16 protein-coding genes and 1 riboswitch are annotated in these 18,322 nt (G+C 47.6%); of the genes, 4 read left to right on the forward strand and 12 right to left on the reverse strand.

Annotated features, from left to right (window positions below; translation table 11 throughout):
* Nucleotides 1-648 precede the first annotated feature (648 nt).
* Nucleotides 649-2,067, reverse strand: coding sequence for a hypothetical protein (locus tag HPY31_RS16315; RefSeq protein WP_172141560.1), 1,419 nt, complete (start codon nt 2,065-2,067; stop codon nt 649-651).
* A gap of 133 nt (nt 2,068-2,200) precedes the next feature.
* Here HPY31_RS16315 and HPY31_RS16320 point away from each other — a divergent pair, with 133 nt between their 5' ends.
* On the forward strand, nt 2,201-3,886 hold the full coding sequence (locus tag HPY31_RS16320) for a M14 family metallopeptidase (protein WP_172141561.1): 1,686 nt from the start codon (nt 2,201-2,203) through the stop codon (nt 3,884-3,886).
* Between the two features lie 41 nt (nt 3,887-3,927).
* Here the strand turns inward: HPY31_RS16320 and HPY31_RS16325 are convergent, their stop codons facing one another.
* From HPY31_RS16325 to HPY31_RS16340, 4 genes are all read right to left on the reverse strand, one after another.
* Nucleotides 3,928-4,809 (reverse strand): methyl-accepting chemotaxis protein, encoded by an 882-nt coding sequence (locus tag HPY31_RS16325; protein ID WP_172141562.1) that lies wholly within the window; start codon nt 4,807-4,809, stop codon nt 3,928-3,930.
* Between the two features lie 30 nt (nt 4,810-4,839).
* Complete coding sequence (yfmT, locus tag HPY31_RS16330) at nt 4,840-6,297, reverse strand: benzaldehyde dehydrogenase (RefSeq protein WP_172141563.1); 1,458 nt, start codon at nt 6,295-6,297, stop codon at nt 4,840-4,842.
* Nucleotides 6,298-6,382: 85 nt separating this feature from the next.
* A riboswitch (cyclic di-GMP riboswitch) is annotated at nt 6,383-6,468 on the reverse strand.
* A gap of 175 nt (nt 6,469-6,643) precedes the next feature.
* Nucleotides 6,644-7,588, reverse strand: coding sequence for a methyl-accepting chemotaxis protein (locus HPY31_RS16335; protein ID WP_172141564.1), 945 nt, complete (start codon nt 7,586-7,588; stop codon nt 6,644-6,646).
* Nucleotides 7,589-7,612: 24 nt separating this feature from the next.
* Nucleotides 7,613-8,368: a hypothetical protein gene (locus tag HPY31_RS16340; RefSeq protein WP_015892595.1), complete on the reverse strand. Its 756-nt coding sequence runs from the start codon at nt 8,366-8,368 to the stop codon at nt 7,613-7,615.
* Between the two features lie 85 nt (nt 8,369-8,453).
* Here HPY31_RS16340 and HPY31_RS16345 point away from each other — a divergent pair, with 85 nt between their 5' ends.
* Nucleotides 8,454-9,866: an RsmB/NOP family class I SAM-dependent RNA methyltransferase gene (locus HPY31_RS16345; protein WP_172141565.1), complete on the forward strand. Its 1,413-nt coding sequence runs from the start codon at nt 8,454-8,456 to the stop codon at nt 9,864-9,866.
* A gap of 79 nt (nt 9,867-9,945) precedes the next feature.
* On the opposite strand, the gene HPY31_RS16350 is transcribed toward HPY31_RS16345, so the two are convergent.
* The 6 genes from HPY31_RS16350 to HPY31_RS16375 all read right to left on the reverse strand — a co-directional run bounded on the left by HPY31_RS16350 (nt 9,946) and on the right by HPY31_RS16375 (nt 15,228).
* Nucleotides 9,946-10,191 (reverse strand): hypothetical protein, encoded by a 246-nt coding sequence (locus HPY31_RS16350; RefSeq protein ID WP_087346138.1) that lies wholly within the window; start codon nt 10,189-10,191, stop codon nt 9,946-9,948.
* A gap of 152 nt (nt 10,192-10,343) precedes the next feature.
* Nucleotides 10,344-10,982, reverse strand: a complete 639-nt coding sequence (locus HPY31_RS16355) for a LysE family translocator (RefSeq protein WP_172141566.1) — start codon at nt 10,980-10,982, stop codon at nt 10,344-10,346.
* Nucleotides 10,983-10,987: 5 nt separating this feature from the next.
* Complete coding sequence (locus HPY31_RS16360) at nt 10,988-11,422, reverse strand: Lrp/AsnC family transcriptional regulator (protein WP_048034169.1); 435 nt, start codon at nt 11,420-11,422, stop codon at nt 10,988-10,990.
* 190 nt (nt 11,423-11,612) lie between these two features.
* Entirely contained in the window at nt 11,613-12,773 is a 1,161-nt protein-coding gene (locus HPY31_RS16365; protein WP_172141567.1) for an MFS transporter, read from the reverse strand.
* A complete protein-coding gene (locus HPY31_RS16370; RefSeq protein ID WP_172141684.1) occupies nt 12,763-13,599 on the reverse strand; it encodes a MerR family transcriptional regulator in 837 nt (278 codons plus the stop codon). The genes HPY31_RS16365 and HPY31_RS16370 overlap by 11 nt, the downstream gene beginning before the upstream one ends.
* A gap of 147 nt (nt 13,600-13,746) precedes the next feature.
* The gene (locus HPY31_RS16375; RefSeq protein WP_016743101.1) at nt 13,747-15,228 is read right to left on the reverse strand and encodes a DEAD/DEAH box helicase; all 1,482 of its coding nucleotides are present in this window, start codon (nt 15,226-15,228) and stop codon (nt 13,747-13,749) included.
* A 319-nt stretch (nt 15,229-15,547) separates the two neighbouring features.
* On the opposite strand from HPY31_RS16375, the gene HPY31_RS16380 reads away from it, so the two are divergent.
* Entirely contained in the window at nt 15,548-16,081 is a 534-nt protein-coding gene (locus tag HPY31_RS16380) for an RNA polymerase sigma factor (RefSeq protein ID WP_172141568.1), read from the forward strand.
* Nucleotides 16,068-17,177: a DUF4179 domain-containing protein gene (locus tag HPY31_RS16385; protein ID WP_172141569.1), complete on the forward strand. Its 1,110-nt coding sequence runs from the start codon at nt 16,068-16,070 to the stop codon at nt 17,175-17,177. The genes HPY31_RS16380 and HPY31_RS16385 overlap by 14 nt, the downstream gene beginning before the upstream one ends.
* 57 nt (nt 17,178-17,234) lie before the next feature.
* Here the strand turns inward: HPY31_RS16385 and HPY31_RS16390 are convergent, their stop codons facing one another.
* Entirely contained in the window at nt 17,235-18,314 is a 1,080-nt protein-coding gene (locus HPY31_RS16390) for a M42 family metallopeptidase (protein ID WP_371811721.1), read from the reverse strand.
* Nucleotides 18,315-18,322 lie beyond the last annotated feature (8 nt).

Consider the following 18,322-nt stretch of genomic DNA (forward strand, 5'->3'; position numbering starts at 1 on the left):
TAGGGAAAACCGGCAATTTTTTATGATCAATCACATCGAACAGTGTCCCGCTAGTCTAGACTTTCCCATTCCATATCTGGGCAGTTTACTAACCAATATTTCGTTGTTAAAATGGTCGTGCTAATAAATTTTATTTACTTTTATTACTTTTTATTAAATTCACTACAACTTTGTGCGACACACATCTCGGAAGGTGAGAAGAATTATTATCAACGAATGTAATTTTACAATTGTAGCCCCTATCATTTGCTTTCATTGTGGGAATGGGAACTTTCACAAATCTGATAATAAACACCAAATTTACAAAGACCTCATCAATAATGAAGTCATTGAGATATCGGTAAAGCGTCAACGGTATCGATGCACTGCTTGTGGTACGAAAGAATGGGACGTTGTATTGGGAGCATCAACGCATTTGAAAAAAACGAGAAGACTACTTTCCTTTGAAAAGCGCAACACATGACCAAGGTTCATGTACCATTGCGAAATAATCCACCAACTATAGTTAAGAAGCCGCTTCCCTGAAGCTCACAGGGAAACGGCTTCTGCAATCCTAACGTATTTTATCCTCGATTCTTCTTACATACTTCATGATCGATATCATCCATTCGTACGGGTCACATTTCCATATCCATACCTTCTATTTTCTTACCGATACTGAACATTATTCAGCTCCATCCACATCAATTTACTGTCAATCAACATGGCAAGCGTCATCTCATCTATCCCATGCAGTTGACGGTACAGACGCCGGGTTTCGACCAAGTCATTGTAGGTCAAGTACGGATAGTCCTTCCTGCCGAATGTTCCATCTGGAAAATAGGCATAATGCAAATCGCCATTTTCGAGAATCCACTGCGATCCAAGGTTTACGACACCGTAGAGCATCGTATCTGCTAAATCTTTGTCAGTCCGATCGCCGAATTGCATGTAGCTTTTGTAGAGAAAATTAATTTCGGCCAATTGATGATTCAAAGAAACGTGTGTCCGAATCATCGGATTCGTTGCTGTCGCGTAGTCGGGAATCATCCAGCCTTGCTGTACACCAGCGACGACCAAACGGTTCATGGCTGCATGATTGTGAAAATAAGAAGCATATTTTTTCGCCGCTTGGCAAAAGTCCTTTTCTTGATACTGATCACAGCCCCGCAGCATCAGATCAGCCGCTCCTGTGCTGAATCTCGTATCGTAAAAGCCCTCTGGTATCCCGTAATCGTCACTTAACCACGTAGAACGCGGCTGCGTCTTCCAGTACCCCTCAGGCTCCTGCTGTTTCAAGCTTGCTTTCAGCATCACATAGCCCATATCCCGGGCAGCATTGCTTCCACCTGTATATAAAAAGGAGCGAAGGACATAATTTTCGGGAATCCGCCAAAAGGAGGCCTCGGAAGTCGGCTCATACGTAGAAGGGCTTTGAAAGTAATACCCATCGTACAGCCATTTTGCATTTTCCGTAACGTCCAAGTTAAGCCAGATGCTGTCAAACATTTTTTCTCCCCAAGGAACGAGCGGTTCTCTCGAATCGAGCGCCCACATTTCGCTGATAAAGCCTGCTTTCATCGGCAGCTTGACCACAAGCTCGACACCAGAAGGCGTCTGTTTTACTTCGACTGGCAACGCCAATGCCGGCTTTTCTTCAATCGTGGCTCTACCTTTATCCACGTAGGTAATGGGCTTACCTAACCAAATATACCTGCCCTCTGTCTCGACGAAACCAGCGGAAATCGGAAGGGTCTGGACTTGATCAAGCGTGATAACCTTCCAATACGGTTTCTTCGACTCATCATAGGCTCGGTAGCGGAACATCATGTTCTGACTGTTACCCTGAATGGGTATGGTGAAAACGTAGGGCATCATATTGCGCTGACCTGTCATTTTATGGGCCCAATACGTGGCACCATCTGAGAATCGAAATTCTTGTTTTTGGTGAATCGCGCCATTCAGGTGCTCAACATTCTCTGTTTCTATTGGTTTTTTCCATTCATTTGCAGAAATATCGCTCGGAAGGATACTACATACGGCGATGGCCGTCATCAAAAGGAGCATTCTGCTGATTTTTCTGACCATGTCATCCCCCAATTCTAGTAAAGGAGAACCGAAAGTCCTACTTTAAAATGAATATTTCGTAGTGATTATTATTTTAAAAATAATCTGATAAATTAACCATAGGTGTCTACTTCTATTACGCAGGAGAGAATTTATGGACAAGAAAGTACGCTACGTTGTTTCTACAGCACTCGTAATATCTCTGTTCACCAGCCCCTCAATCACCCAAGCTGAACCACAAACCCACATTCCTTATTACGGAATCGGGCCAACCTATGTACAACCCGCACAGATTGAGAACTTGTTTCCCAAGCCAACTATCCAGTTTGATACTCCCGGCTTCCAAGAAGGAAAAGAAGCTTTTACGTCCCAGGAAGAAATGATGGCTTACATAAGCAAATTGGTTGCAGACAACAAGGAAATCCAGCTGCTATCCATCGGTACATCATTGGAAGGTCGAGATATCCCCCTGCTGCTATTCAGTAAAGACCACAGCAAGCTCAAACAAACCAATGAGAAGCCACTCATCTGGCTACAGGCACAAATCCACGGGAATGAGCCCTCCGCTGGTGAATCTACTCTTGTGATCGCCAAATGGCTGGCAGAGGGAAAGCTTGGGACCAACCTTCTAGATCACGTAAACGTTGCGATTGTTCCTCGTATCAACCCGGATGGCTCCTACCAATTCAAACGCTACATCGCGACAGAGCTGGATGCCAACCGCGACTACATGAAGGTAGAATATCCAGAGGTGCAAGCGGTTCACCAAGCCCTTACTACCTATCAACCTGATGTCGTGCTTGATGCCCACGAATACGGCGTCTCTTCCAGCCAGCTTCGCGATGTTGGAGAAAAAGGCGCGATCTCTTCCTACGATGTTCTGATCTCCTCTGCGAAAAACTTGAATATTCCCACCAACCTGCGCAAAATGTCAGACAACCTGCTCTTGGCTGACGTTCAAAAAGCACTCGACAAGGAGCAACTTTCTCATCACGCTTACTATACGCTGGCAAAAGGCAAGGACGGAAAAGTGACCGCAACAGAAGGCAGCACAGAGACCAGAATCGGACGCAATGCCTTGGGATTGAAAAACACGTTAACGTTTTTGGTGGAAACACGCGGTATCGGCATTGGACGCGCCGATTTTGAACGACGTGTATACAGTCAGGCCATCACGCACGCTGCTGTCATTCAATCAACAGCGGCCAACGCCAAAGCAATCAAGTCCGCCGTGGCCCAGGCACGCGCAGAAATCACGGAAAAAGGCAAAAAGGCAAACGACAACGACAAACTCATTATCCTGAGTGAGAATAAGCGAATACCGGGTCAATCTCTCGAAGTAGTCGATCTCGCTACAGCAAAAAAAGTGTCTACCCCCATCGACTGGGTAAGCTCTACGGATGCCTATCCCGTACTCGAACGTGAGCGCCCCACTGCTTATCTCATGCCTCCTGGCTACCATGACGTTGCAGCCAAGCTGGAACTGCTCGGTGTTTCGGTAAGCAAGCTATCAAAAGAAACGACCATAGCGGTAGAAAGCTACACCATTTTGGAAAACAAGGTGAATACGATATACGAGAATGGGCATTTCACCAATCAAGTGACTGCAAATGTAACAGAAACAACGAAAACCTTTCCTGCGGGTAGTTACGTGTTCAGCATGGCCCAGCCAAACGCAAACTTCATTGCGTTGGCCCTGGAACCGGAATCAGTGGACAGCTACGTCACGTTTAACTTCCTGCCCGTTGAAAAGGGCGATGAAGTACCGGTGTATCGCTATATGCTGGAGCAACCACTACCCACCACAAATAAGAACGAAAGGAAAAATTCCCCTCTCTAGAGTTAGACTCCTGAGAGGGGAATTTCGTTACATATATGAGCTTACTTTATTTCAAATACTTCTTGGGCAAGCCCTGCCAGCTTATTCGTATTGTCGCTCACTTCGACCATCGTCGCAGAAATTTCCTCCGTAGCGGCTGCCTGACTCTCCATGGTTTGATTAATCAATTCAATCGAATTTTGTAGCAGGGTTATCAAATCCCGGATGGAATCCGTGGTTTGCTTGATTTTGTCTGCATTCGTCCGTGAATCTGTCGCCATATTGCGAACCTCATTCGCGACGACAGCGAATCCACGCCCTGCATCCCCTACTCTCGCAGCCTCAATGCTCGCATTCAGTCCCAAAATGTTACTTTGATCAGCAATTTTTTTCACGGCGAGTGTAATTTGCTCAATCTCAGTCGTACTTTGGCTCACATCATTGGCTTGCTCTGAGATTGCCTTCATTTGCTCGTTCAAATTCCCGATCTGCACGGCCATCTCGTGTGTGGTGGCACTGACCTGCTCGACGACGCTCGAGAGATTTGCGGCAATTTCATACAGCTCATTGGCTCGCTCCATACTCGAACCAATGCCGACACCGCCGATAACTTTTCCCGTGTGATCATGCAAGGGGATCGCCCGTGCGACGAGAGGAAAACCAAATAATTCCTTGGGAACCATCATCGCCTGCTTGGTGTTTTTTCGAATCGCGTTGGTGATCACATCCCCTTCCTGGAGTGGATCACCTGGCTTTACCTGCAGAGCAAATGTTTGGGCAGGCACATTGCGCAATAGCTTTTCCGTGTCGTAGACCCCAATGGTAATGTCATCGTTGAGCAAATCATTTAAATAGGGAGCAACCTTGATGAAAGCCTCGAGAAGTTCTGCATTTTTCCCCTTTTCGGAGGCTTCTGTTTCATTCCATCCTTCGTATCCGTTCATGACCCTCTTCACCTCTATCTTTTGCTAGCATTAGTACGGAAATTGACGCTTTTTGTGCTGAACCGAAATCCATTTTAGCGTAGTAAACTCTTCTAGGCTCCATTGACCATTCAAGCGTCCCAATCCGGAATGCTTTTCACCGCCGAACGCCACAATTGGTTCGTCATTGATCGTTCCATCGTTGATATGAATCATGCCCGTCTCAATGCGCTTGGCCATCTGGGCACCTCTCTCCAGATCGCGGGTATGAATCGCCCCGGACAATCCAAAGGGTGTCTCGTTCGCCATGCGAATTGCTTCTTCCTCGGAAGCAAACGACATGATGCAAACAGCAGGACCAAACAACTCTTTGGATGCAATCGACATGTCTGTGGTCACTCCTGTCAAAACAATCGGCTCGACCACGTTTCCTTTCACTTCCCCTTTCAGTGCAGGAACGGCTCCTTCACGTATCGCCTCATCGACCGTTGCCATCAGGTTGGCGACTTGCCGTTGATTGATAAGTGGACCGATTACCGTGTCTGGATCATTTGGGTCGCCTACCTTGAGTCCAGATACTTTTTCCACATACAGATCAAGGAATTTATCGTATACATCTTGGTGAACCAGAACCCGGTTAGCCGACATGCAAATCTGACCTTGGTGGGTAAAGCGGCTGAATACGGCTGCATTGACGGCATACGTAAGATCCGCATCCTCCAAAACAATCAGGGCACTGTTGCCACCTAGCTCCAAAATCGCCTTCTTGAAATGCTTCGCTGCCACTTGCGCGATATGGCTTCCTACTTGGCTAGAGCCTGTAAACGAAAGGATGCGCGGAATCGGGTGGGAGACAAATCCATCGCCAATTTCAGCAATATCCGTTACAACGACGTTGATCAAGCCTTTGGGCAGACCTACTTCTTCAAAAATTTTCGCGATGAGAGTCCCACCCGTGATTGGCGTGTGCTCATGCGGTTTGAGGACGACACCGTTACCCGCGCCAAGAGCTGGAGCTACGGACTTCATCGACAAATAGAACGGGAAGTTGAACGGACTGATGACGCCGACAACTCCTGCGGGAATCCGATACAAGCGATTTTCCTTTCCGTCTACGGGAGAAGGGAGAATTTTTCCTTCCATGCGTACCGGGAACGTAGCCGCCTCTCGAATAATATCCTTCACAAGCCCGATCTCAAAAAATGCCTTCAGTCGGGTTCCACCTAGTTCACGAATGATGATCTGAATGATTTCTTCTTCATGCTCTTCGATAAAGCGAACAGCACGCTCCAACATTCGGGATTTGGTATAGGCATTCACTTCATCCCACTCTTTTTTCGCGCTGGCTGCCGCCTTGTAAGCCGCGTCGATATCCTCCAGATTTGCCATTTTGAATTCTGCGATGACTTCCCCGTTGTAAGGGTTGATATCTTGCAATGTCTTCGCGCCAAGTCCGTCGCGCCACTCCCCATTGATGTACTGCTTGTCCAGTGTTTGAAGGATTGACATGCTACAACCACTCCCTTTTGTAAAATAAATAGGCCCCTTTCGCATGAAAGGAGCCGTAAAACTAAAACAGCAAAATACACTGCTCGTTGGCAACCCGGCTGCCATCGTAACGTGTACATTAGGCCCGTGGCTTTGCGTCCCCACTTTTCAATGGGTTTGCCCATTCATAGCGAATGCTGATAGGATTTTGTCGAAAAAAGGAAAGATATGGAGAAACCTACTTTGATTATAGTACTCCATTTCGAATAGTCAAACGTTAACATGTAAATATTTCGTGAAAGGAAAGAACAAATATCAAAAAGTCCGCATCGCTTGGATACGGACTCCTGATTTTTCTTCCTCATGATCACAATAACTTTTTGACATCCTTTACGCTCGTCGCGAGCATTTGCTCTACCGCGTTGGCGTCTCTTACGTGCTTGGTCATGCCTTCATTCAGCTCATCCAGCAAGCCCTTTGCCTCACTTACCTGCTGGGACACATCGTCAGCAAAACGCTTTTGATGCGCGATGATTTCCATCACACCCGCCACTTCGACGTTCAGTACCTGGAAAGCGTTCGCGATCTGATCCGTCTTCTGTGCAGCATCCTTGCTGATGGAAAGTCCATTTTTGATCGCACTGCTGCTTTTTTCACTGTTGGACAATGCTTCTTTGATTTCTTCTTGAATCTTTCCGATTAATTCTGCAATCGTCTTGGTCGAGTTCGCTGTCATCTCTGCCAGCTTCCGTACTTCATCTGCTACCACAGCAAAGCCTCGGCCTTGTTCCCCCGCACGTGCAGCTTCTATCGCTGCATTCAGAGCGAGAAGGTTAGTCTGATTCGTAATGTCGCTGATTACCTTGACAATACTCGTAATTTCCGAAGAACGCTCTTCCAAGCGGCTCATGGACTTGGACGTATGAACCGATTCTTTGTCGAGCAGGCTCATGACTTCCACAACGTCCGTCATAGCCTTCTTGCCTTCATCTGCACGCGCTACCGACTGTTTACAGATGTCTGTCAGGCGCTCTCCTCGAACCGACAACTGGTTCGCAGATTCATCATCCCGCTCATTAATGGCCTGGATATTCTCTACGGCACGCTTCATCCTCGTCACCAATCGCACCATTTGATCGGAATCGGCGTTCATCGCTTGGTCTGAAGCAAGGATTGCACCCATCTGTTCGTAAAGACCGCGAAGCTCATGTTTCCATACGTCTTGCTGTCCTGTCATTGTGGTTGTGGTGGTTGTGGCTGTCGTCGCTGCTGTCTCTTTTTCTGCCAGGCCTTTGTCTTTTTTCCAAAACATCCGCTTCCCTCTCCTTTGTACCCATCAATTGTCACCTCGGCGGCTATATACGCGGGACTCGATTATTCCCGGATGTTGTTTCGCCAAGCTCAGCAAGTTTTCCAAGAAATAATAGTGACCCTCCAAGAGCTCCACGTCTTTACGCTCAAAATGCTTCACCTGCAAATACTGCTGCATTTCCAAAGCATAGCGCTCCAGTTTATCGTGAAAATCGTTGGCACGAAGCATTTGCTCCACTTCTGGATATTCTGTTTTCAGGCGACTCAGCTCGCTGTATACACGCCCACCCTCCAGGATCATCTGGTAGGCCGTACGCTCGAGCGTAGCTGTCGTAGCTGCCTCCTGCTCCTCACGCTCTTCGCGCAAAGCTGCCAAGTACGTGATAAAATGGTAGACAGTTAAAAACAATGGTCCTAAAAATAGAATGATCCCTGCCTTGTACACATGCTGATTGGACAAATTGCTGATGAGCAGGAACAAGTGAAACAAGATCGCACCCAACCATACATAGATGATGATTTGGTGATTGATCTTCCCTGCCTTTTGGTGGCGTGAAAAGGCAAAGGTAAGTCCGAGCAGATAAAAGGCAAGCAACGTAAAGCTGGCAGAAAACAAAGCCATCTCCATATCGGTCAGCCAATCTGCATCGGCGGGTATTTCGATAAAGAATTCAAAAGCGAGCACCAGCAGTGAGAACAACAACCCCATGATCCAAAACCGGCTTACTTCCGAGTCATTCCTCCGCCGGGAGCGGTAGCGTTTTGCACGGGATCCTTCCATAATGCTCTCACCTCATTCTCTATGATTCGCCATGATTCTATCTTTTCCTTTCACATGGGGCCAAAATCTGACATCGGAGGCTGTTATGACAAAAAATTTACCAACATCATTTATCGAGCGCATGAAAACCTTGCTCGGACACGATTATGAGGCCTTCGTTTCCTCGTATGATCAGCCTGTGACACACGGCTTGCGAGTCAATCCGTTGAAGGTGGGGCGTGACGATTTTTTGAAAATCTCGCCGTTTGCTGTCGAAGCAATCCCTTGGTGTCAAAACGGGTTTCGCTACAAAGAGCCTGCTCGTCCCGGTAAGCATCCTTTTCACTCCGCTGGCATGTACTATTTGCAGGAGCCAAGTGCGATGTCCGCTGCCGAAGCACTCGGTGCACAACCTGGTGAGCGCATCCTCGACCTGTGTGCAGCGCCAGGGGGCAAATCGACGCAGCTTGCAGCGTTTTTGCATGGACAAGGAATGCTCGTGGCAAACGAAATCCATCCTGTTCGGGCAAAAGCCTTGTCAGAAAACCTGGAGCGCTGCGGCGTGACCAATGCCGTCGTGACCAACGAAACGCCTGAACGCTTACAGGAGCGATTCCCTCAGTTTTTTGACCGAATTTTAGTAGACGCCCCTTGCTCTGGCGAAGGAATGTTTCGCAAGCTGCCCGAAGCAATCGAGGACTGGAGCCCAGCAAAAGTAACGGAGTGCCATGTCATGCAAGGCGATATTCTCGAGGCGGCCGCTGCTATGCTGAAGCCAGGCGGGACGTTGGTCTACTCCACCTGCACATTCGCTCCGCTTGAAAACGAGCAGTCCCTGGTTAACTTCCTCGGCCGTCACCCGGAATTTGAGATCGTCCCGCTGCCACATGCAGATTGCTTTTCTGCTGGTCAACCCGAGTGGGCGTCGCCGCAAAACGAGCAGCTCACCCAGACAGCCAGATTATGGCCCCATCGTCTACAGGGAGAAGGTCATTACCTCGCCAAGCTGCAAAAGAGTGAGACCGCTGAAGTTCATGAACCTTCCGGGAAGCGTAAAGAAAAGCGTGCGGCAAAATCAGCTCCGGCAGGTCGAAAAGAAGCCCTGGCAGCCTGGCGTACATTCGCAGCCGAAGCACTCCCTGCGCTTTCCAAACCATTCGAGGATGAATCTGCTTTTCTTTTATTTGGCGAGCAGCTCTACTACTCACCTGCCCCCGAGCTCGACTGGGACAAGCTCAAGGTCGCACGCGTCGGTCTGCATCTAGGAACCGTAAAGAAGAACAGATTTGAACCTGCACACGCCTTGGGACTCGCTCTCTCTCCTGCGGAGGCAGCCCGTGTCGCTTCGTATGGCGCGGACGATCCTGAACTGTTGCGATACTTAAAAGGAGAAGCGCTCACGCGTGAAGGGGAAAGTGGTTGGACGCTGGTTACTGTAGAGGGATTCTCCATCGGTTGGGGCAAGCAATCAGAGGGGCAACTCAAAAATCATTATCCAAAAGGTCTACGCTGGTTGTAGATTTCCATCGTTAATTAAAAAAAGCCCACAAAGCTATACGAAATGCATTCGTGACTGCTTTTGGGCTTTTCCCTTTTTCTTATGATCGCCCTCTGCGGGACGGATTGTCTACTACGGACAAAGAGCCATTTTTAATATAACGCAATATTTTTGAAACAGATATCCCTGTTGCGTTGGCAATTTGCATCGCATTCGAATTCGGATACGTTCTCACGTAATTGCGAATCATCTGGTAGTCTTGTATTTCGTTTTCTCCGCAAACCTGGCAACTGTACTCTCCCCGGCCCATCGGACTGCCGCATTTCAAGCACGTATCCGTCGTCATCACTGGTTCTCCTCACACCCTGTACTATGGTACTTTTACAAGAAAGGGTTCTATCTTCCTATCTATTACCCAATTCACATGGGAGGAAAACACTATTTTCTTTCGCAATTCCTGTATTCTATTAAAATTCGATACAGTCATTCCAAATTCCTTTAAAAAGGCCGGTATGGAGGCTTCAAACCGCTTTTTGCGAAAAGGACAATCGCAAACCCAATTAAAAAGACACCACTGAGCACATGAAAAACGTTGAACCATCCTGGACGAAAAAAGCGAGCCAAATACGCGGCCAACAAAGCTACCAGCCCCAGAAACAATAAAGTCGATAACAAACAGCCTGTCGCAAACAAGAACAACTCCGTTGAATGAACAAAAGCGCCAGATGCCAATAGTGAGCCAAATACTCCCGCCCAAAACAGAACAGTCAGAGGATTTGCGAGCGTCAGGAGCACGCCGTGCCAAAAGCTGCTTCGACCCGATGAAGCCTGCTGGACTGATGCTTGTTCTTGTTCTCCCCTTCCTTTTATGGCACGCAAGGTTTGAATCCCAAACCAAGTCAAAATCAGGGCTCCCATAATCAAAACCATCTGTTTGACCCAATCGATTTGTAACAGCAGCGACAGTCCTCCGATCGCCCCTCCCATATAAACTGCATCTGCGAATGCAACACCCAGTACCATCATGAATGCATCCCGCAATCGCCGAGTCATCGAGCGATGCAACACCGCCAGACAAACCGGACCAACGGATAGCTGGAGCATCATCCCGAATAAGAGACCCTGCCAGATCGCCATCAGGCTCACATCTCCTCTTTCATGGAAGACAGGACGATCATCGTATTCGTCTTGCTTACACCTTCTACTTGCTTCAATGTTTCAGAGATGAATCGTTCCAGATCAGCCGTCCCTTTTACAGCAACCTTCAATACATAGTCGTAAGCTCCCGCAATATGATGACATTCCAGCACACAGTCTGCCTGCATGACCGTTTCACGGAAGCCAGCGATATGCTCCGTTTTCTCGATTTGCACCATCACAAACGCAATCAGGTGAAGCCCTAGCTGCTCCCGATCCAGCTTTACCGTGAATTGCCTGATGAGTCCTGTATCCTCCAGCTTGCGTATTCGCTCGGAGACCGCAGGCACGGACAAATGAACCTGCTTGCTGATGTCAGAGCTGGTAATTCGGGCATTTTCTCGCAATAAGCGGAGGATTTGTTCATCAATCCGATCCATAGTGGTGCCCCCCTTTTTATCATAATTATACTCATTTCTTCATAATAAAAGGGGATTTGAAGCTATCACCATATATTTTAAAGAGTTCATGTGGCTTAACTTTCATTTTTTCTGCCACACGAATGATGATGGGGCGTATTCCTAAAATAATGCGGCCAAGAGAGACAAGAAGTTATCATACGCCATCTTCTTACGCTGATAGCTGCTCATTCTTTGTGGAAAACAAGCGGATCGCGAGCAACAATGACAGCAACGCTATAACAAATCCAGACCAGCCCAGATGCTCCACAGAGGAGCTGCTGATCACCAGTCCCCCAACCCACGATCCCAAAGCGAAGCCAAATTGAATAAAGGATGTATTGATGCTAAGTGCGATATCCGGCGAACGGGGCACCTGGGTAACCAAATATAGCTGTTGGGCCGGAGACGTTGCCCAAGTGGCGAGCATCCACAGCATGATGATCACGATATACGTAGTGATTACTCCATCCATGACCGATAGCAAAAGCAGCATACCTGCCTGAAGGGAGAGTCCAAAATAAATCGTAAATTTCGGACCTTTGCGATCTGCGATACTCCCTCCAATTTTTGACCCCATAAAACTGCAAATGCCTGCTAAAAACAGAATCCCGGAAATCTCGGAAGCCGAAAGCACGGCCCTGGTTAGCAGGAAAGGCGCAATATAGGTAAACAATGTGGAATAAGCGCCAATGTACAATAGCGTGATAACAACCGCAGTAAGAATCTTTCTATTTTTTATAACAGCCAGCTGTGCCCGCGGTGGTACAGCCTCCTGCGCTTTTACAGGCGGGACTTTTTTATAAATGACAAGCAACGGAACCAAGCCCAGCAGTCCAATAAAAATAAACAGCAGTCTCCAGCCAATTCCTTCACTTAAAAAAGTGCCAACGGGAAGACCAAGTACAAGTGAGCTGCTCAATCCCATCAATATGATGCCGATTGCTCGCCCACGATTGCCTTCTTCAACTAGCCGTGTAGATACCGCCATCGCAACAACAGTAGCAACTCCTCCACTGAGTCCTTGAATCATGCGTATAACCAGCATCATCTCAAAGGAAGAACTCACATAGACCAGCCAGTTGCTCAACATAAAAATGCCAAGCATCATGAGTAATAATTTTTTTCGGTCAAGATGGATCGTGACAGCGATGACAATAGGAGCCCCTACTGCCGCAGAAAGGGCAAATGCAGTGACAAGCAATCCGGCAGACGACGTCGTGACATCCAGATCAACCGCCACCGTTTGAATGATGCCGCTTATCAGATATTCCACCGTCCCAATCAGGAAAACGGCCAAAGCGAGAATATGGACAACCCCTTTATTCCTCACGCTCACTTTGCCCCCTTGCTACAATTGGAATCTGGATTTCTATGAGCTCAACTCCAGGTTCTTCTGATAAGGGAACATAGATTTCTCTGCCGGGCTGCTCGTCTCGAATACAGTAATCATGCTGTTCAATCCATGTAGCCAGATCCAGGCAAGCTGATTCTTTCATGGTCGAATCCGAACGGAATAGTAGCGTAGCCATTGTCTCGGCAGGCAAGAAGCTTCGTTCCATTTGCTCAGGCAGTTTGACAGATTCTGTTTTCATGCCATAGCCCACCCCAAAATCAAAAAGCTGATCCTTCGTTCCAGTTTCCTTCCATAGCACTGTTTTGGGACCAGTCAAGGATGATTTCAGGCTGGGATCAAGCATGCTGTCGAACATTTGAAACAGCCAAGGAATATCTTCAGCAGTACCCCGTGCCGAATAGGAGATCAAGTGCATACCATTTACCTGCTTCAAAACCACTTCTTGCTCCTTCTCGATCCTTCCCTCCCGTTCTACAAGCTGCACTCGTTCTTTAATACGGGCAAGCTTTGCCATTTCCATCTCCAGCAGGGATTGGATTTCATTTTCTTTGAGCCGCAGCATGCCCCGAATTTGTTCGGCTGGTATATTCTCGTGAAGTAATTGCGCAATCTGCTGCAAGGTGAACCCCAATTCTTTGAAGATGACAATTCGATTGATCTGCAAAAGCTGTTCGGCACAGTAATATCGGTACCCGGTCGTATCATCGATTTTTGCTGGTTTTAGAATCCCCATCTGATCATAATAGCGCAACGTTTGCAACGGAATTCGACTCAGTCGGGAAAACTCGCTGATTTTGAACAATTCCACACCTTCTCTCCCATTACTTCGATCTGAGTATAAACCTTCTAGTCGGGTATAAAGTCAAGAACTTCCTTTCATACACCAAAGGCGTTTCTACAAAAAAAAACCGCCCAGATCCTTTTCGAATCTGGGCAGCCTCTTCATTTTCTATCTTCCTCTTGTTTTTCCCGCAGATTGACTAAACGGTCTTCCACCCTTGGCAGAACGAGCGGCTCCACCTTTTCCTGCTTTTTTCGTATCGGCAGGCTTCGCAGATTTACCCGCTTTGCGTGCTGCAATCGCTTCAGCCTTCTTGCGGTTTTTCTCATACTGCGTTTGCAGTTCTCCCAGCTCACGGGCCATCTTCTTTTTGTAGCCTGGCTTTACCTTCGTCTTTTTCTTTATCGCTTCACGTACAGGAGAGAACTCTTTGTCTTTTTCTTTCTGTTGCTCTTTCGTCTGTTGCGCCCGCAGCTCAATGAAATGAGCTTCCCGTTCTTCTGCGCGCTGACGACGTCCGGCATCCAGATGGCGTCCTTCCTGCAAAATTCTTTCTTCGATCGAAGCCTTCGTCGCTTTGGCAAAACGAGCCATCAAGTTTTTCTGACGAGGTGAAATGAGGGAGATCGCTTTTCCTTTTTGTCCCGCACGACCCGTACGACCGACGCGGTGAATGTAGCTGTCCACGTCATTCGGCAAATCGTAGTTGATGACGTGAGTTACACCTTCTACATCGAGTCCACGAGCCGCGATATCTGTCGCGATCAAGTATTGGAAACGAATCTCACGGAATTGCTTCATCAATTGTTCCCGCTTGTTTTGGGACAAATCACCATACAGGGCTTTCGCCGAGAGGCCATTTTCCTGCAATCGAGCTGTAAGCTGTTGCACACGTACTTGTGTATTGGCAAACACAATGGTCAAGAACGGCTGCTCTTGCTCCAGCACATCGACGAGAGCGTCCGTCTTATCGCTTTGGTTCACTACATAGTAAAATTGTTCAATGCGCTCCACAGTCTTCTGCTTACCCTCGATCTTGATATGCGGAGGCTGTTTCATGAAGCGATGCGCCAGTTTTTTCACCAGATCAGGCATCGTAGCCGAGAACAACAGCACCTGACGCTGGGAAGGCGTGTGGACGATCACTTGCTCCACATCTTCCAAGAAGCCCATTTCCATCATTTTATCGGCTTCATCCAGCACCAATGTGGAGATACGTCCGAAATGGAGAGATCCGCGCTTCATATGATCCAGTACACGTCCTGGTGTTCCTACAACAACTTGAACCGTTTCTTTCAGCTTGCTCAGCTGTTTGTCAATATCCGTTCCACCGTGCAGGGAGAGTACATTCACATTCAGGTGTTTGCCCAGCTTTTCTACTTCTTTGGCAATCTGGATGGAAAGCTCACGCGTCGGAGTGAGGATGAGCGCTTGAATGTCGCGTTTTCCCTCTTCCAATGCATTGAGGATCGGCAGCATGAATGCAGCTGTTTTACCCGTACCTGTCTGAGCTTGTCCGATCAGATCTTTGCCTTCCATAATGAGAGGAATGGCTTCCTCTTGAATTTGTGTTGGTTCTTTATAATACAGGTCTTGAATCCCTTGCATCAGCTCCGGACGAAAACCAAAAGACGCAAACGATTTTGCCATAACTTCCACTTCCTTTCACAAGCGATCCGATTCGCCACACCATGACTGCATGGACAGTGGATGCGATAAAACCGGCTCTCATCAATCAAAATTCATCCTAGGCAGGTTGTTGCCCTTGCGAAATCCTATCCTACCTATACTAAAGGAGTCCTTTCGAAAAAACAACTAAACCGTTCAACTCCCGGGCATTTTTCTTCAAGACTCGCAACGCTGAAGCATGCCTCGCTAAAATTTTTGCTTGCATCATGTGACCATGTATCGATCTCGCTGATCTAATTACTGTCAATGCGAAAAACCAACACAGAAAGGAGTGAGAAAGATGAATCTAACAGAACAGGTTCTCTTGGCAAAGCAAGGAGATCGTGAAGCTTTTATCGCTGTTGTCAAACAAGTCGAGAGCTCCTTGTACCATACGGCTAAATCCATCCTGAAAAAGGAGGAAGATATTGCAGATGCTCTCCAGGAAACCATTTTGAAAGCTTTTAAATCTCTACATTCACTTCGTGAGCCCCAATTTTTCAAGACATGGATGTTCCGAATTTTGATCAATGAATGCAACAAGATCGTAGCAAATCGCTCCCGTAACGTTCTAATGGATGAATTCCCTATCCAATTGTCACTCTCACCGAAAGACGAACTTATTGACCTGCGGGACGCCGTTGAGAGATTGGATAAACAGCAACGCCTTGTTATTGTGCTTCACTATTTTGAAGACATGCCTTTAAGACAAGTAGCAGAGATACTGGAAATTTCGGAGAGTGCTGCAAAAATGCGGCTCAGCCGGGCACGGAACAACTTGATGGAGAAATTACATATATTTCGGGAAGGGAAGATACATTATGGATCAATCTAAACTCGATATAGAACTAAAGGAATACAAACGTACAAAAGATACGACGATGTCACCATTGGTACGGGCTCGACTGGATGAAACATACGCCGCTCTCCCGGAAATGTCTCGTGAACGAAAAGTCCAACGATTACGCAAAGCACCCTATGTTGCGGCCGCAGCAGTCATTCTAGGTGCAACTGTATTCACCTCCGGATTTATCTCGCCGGTCATGGCCCAATCGATTAAGCAGATCCCAGTGGTGGGCAGCCTCTTTAGCTTCATCGAAGCAGACCTCGGCTTACGAGCTGCAGGCGAACAAGGTCTTTCTTCCCAGGTAAACAAGAGTACTTCTCACCAGGATATGAAACTCGAGGTAACAGAGACGGTCTTTGACGGAACACGCGCTGTCTACCTCCTCAATGTAACGGCTCCAAACCTGAAGGACGGCATGTTTGATACGGGAGCGGAGGTTGTCAAACTCAGTGACGCGATCGAAAATGTCACTTTTAGCATCGATGGAAAAGGGCAAGATGACCCAAGTAGTTTGGTAACAGGCGGTGGTTTTTTCTACTCAGCTGGCGAATCGCACCCAAACTTTCTGGTCTTCGAAGAAATTTTGAAGACTCTTGACCACAATTCTACAGGCAAGATTCCAGATTCTTTCCATGCGGAAGTGGTTGTTAAGCTTGCTGGTATTGATGAACCCTTCAAGCTGAACATTCCGTTCCAAAAAGCGACGAACAGCACGATCCAGCTTAAACCGAATGCTATTCAATCAAACGATGGGATTTCTTTCGAAGTATCCGAGGTCAATGTGACGCCAGTGACGACGCGCTTGTTGTATTCGGTCAAACTGGATGGCGAAACATCAGATAAGTCCATCAGAGCTGCCCTGTTTGACGACCAAGGTCGTCAACTGACATCCCTCCATGGAGAAGGGGAACGCAAGGATAACACTCTCACATTTGACGCCCGCTATGCTTCAGCACAAGGACAGCCGAAGTATTTCATAATCAAGCCTTTTGTCGTAAAAGACCATTTCGCTGAAACAGTCACAGACGATCAGTTTATTAAGGGTCTGGAAATAAAGGTAGACTTCCCCGAGAAGAACAAGTAACAAAACGAAAACCCTCCCCCATGCATTCATACATGGGAAGGGTTTTGCTTTCCTTGCCTATCTGTCGATCAATTGTTGAATCGTTTCCTTATCGAGCTTCTTGATAACGGCTGTCAGCAGTTGGGCAGCCTGCTCGAAATCGCTTTTGGACATAATCGCATTATGGCTGTGAATATACCGTGTCGCAAAGCCGACGACAATCGATGGGCAGCCAATTCCGCTTAAATGGAATTTCGCAGCATCTGTTCCACCCCCTGCGAGGGCATCCACCTGGATATTGATGCCGAGCTCCTCTGCTGTGTCGAATACAAGATCACGCAATCCGGTATGTGGAATCATCGTAGCATCAAATAACATAACGAGCGGACCGTCTCCCACATTGCAGGTCATCGGATACGATTCATTTCCAGGTGTGTCATACGCGAGTCCAACATCAACAGCAAAGGCAATATCCGGTTCAACCAGCCGAGCTATTGTGCCAGCACCACGAGTCCCTACTTCTTCCTGTACGGTTGCACCAGCGTATACCACATTCAGATGCTCTTCCGTCTGTAATCGTTTCAGTACCTCGATTGCCATCGCACATCCCGCCCGATTATCGAGCGCCTTTGCGACCCACAGCTCTCCGTCGTGCATCGTCGTAAAATTACTGTCAGGGACAATCCAGTCACCTGGGCGAACACCCATTTCCTTTGCATCCGCTTCATCTTTTGCCCCGATGTCGATGTACAACTCCTTGAGCTTCATGACTTTTTCCCGTTCTTCTTTTTCCAGCGCGTGTGGTGCCTTCGAACCAATGAGCCCCAGATACTCCCCTTTGCGTGTCTTGACCTTCACACGATGCGAGAGCATATTGTGCGTCCACCATCCGCCAAGCTGGATGAAACGCAAGTACCCTTTTGGCGTGATATGTGTCACCATAAAGCCTACTTCATCCAAATGTCCCGCTAGCAAAATTTTCGGACCGTTTTCTGCACCCGTCTTCTTCCCGAGCACTCCACCCAGCCGATCCTTTACCAACTCATCGCAAAGAGGCTGCAAGTACTTCTCCATCTTTACTCTGACTTCACGCTCGTGCCCAGGTACTCCGTCCGTTTCCGTCAAATCCTTGATCAATTTCGTAAGATCGTCCATCATTTATCTCC

Source organism: Brevibacillus sp. HB1.3, from assembly GCF_013186635.1.
GTDB lineage: Bacteria > Bacillota > Bacilli > Brevibacillales > Brevibacillaceae > Brevibacillus > Brevibacillus brevis_D.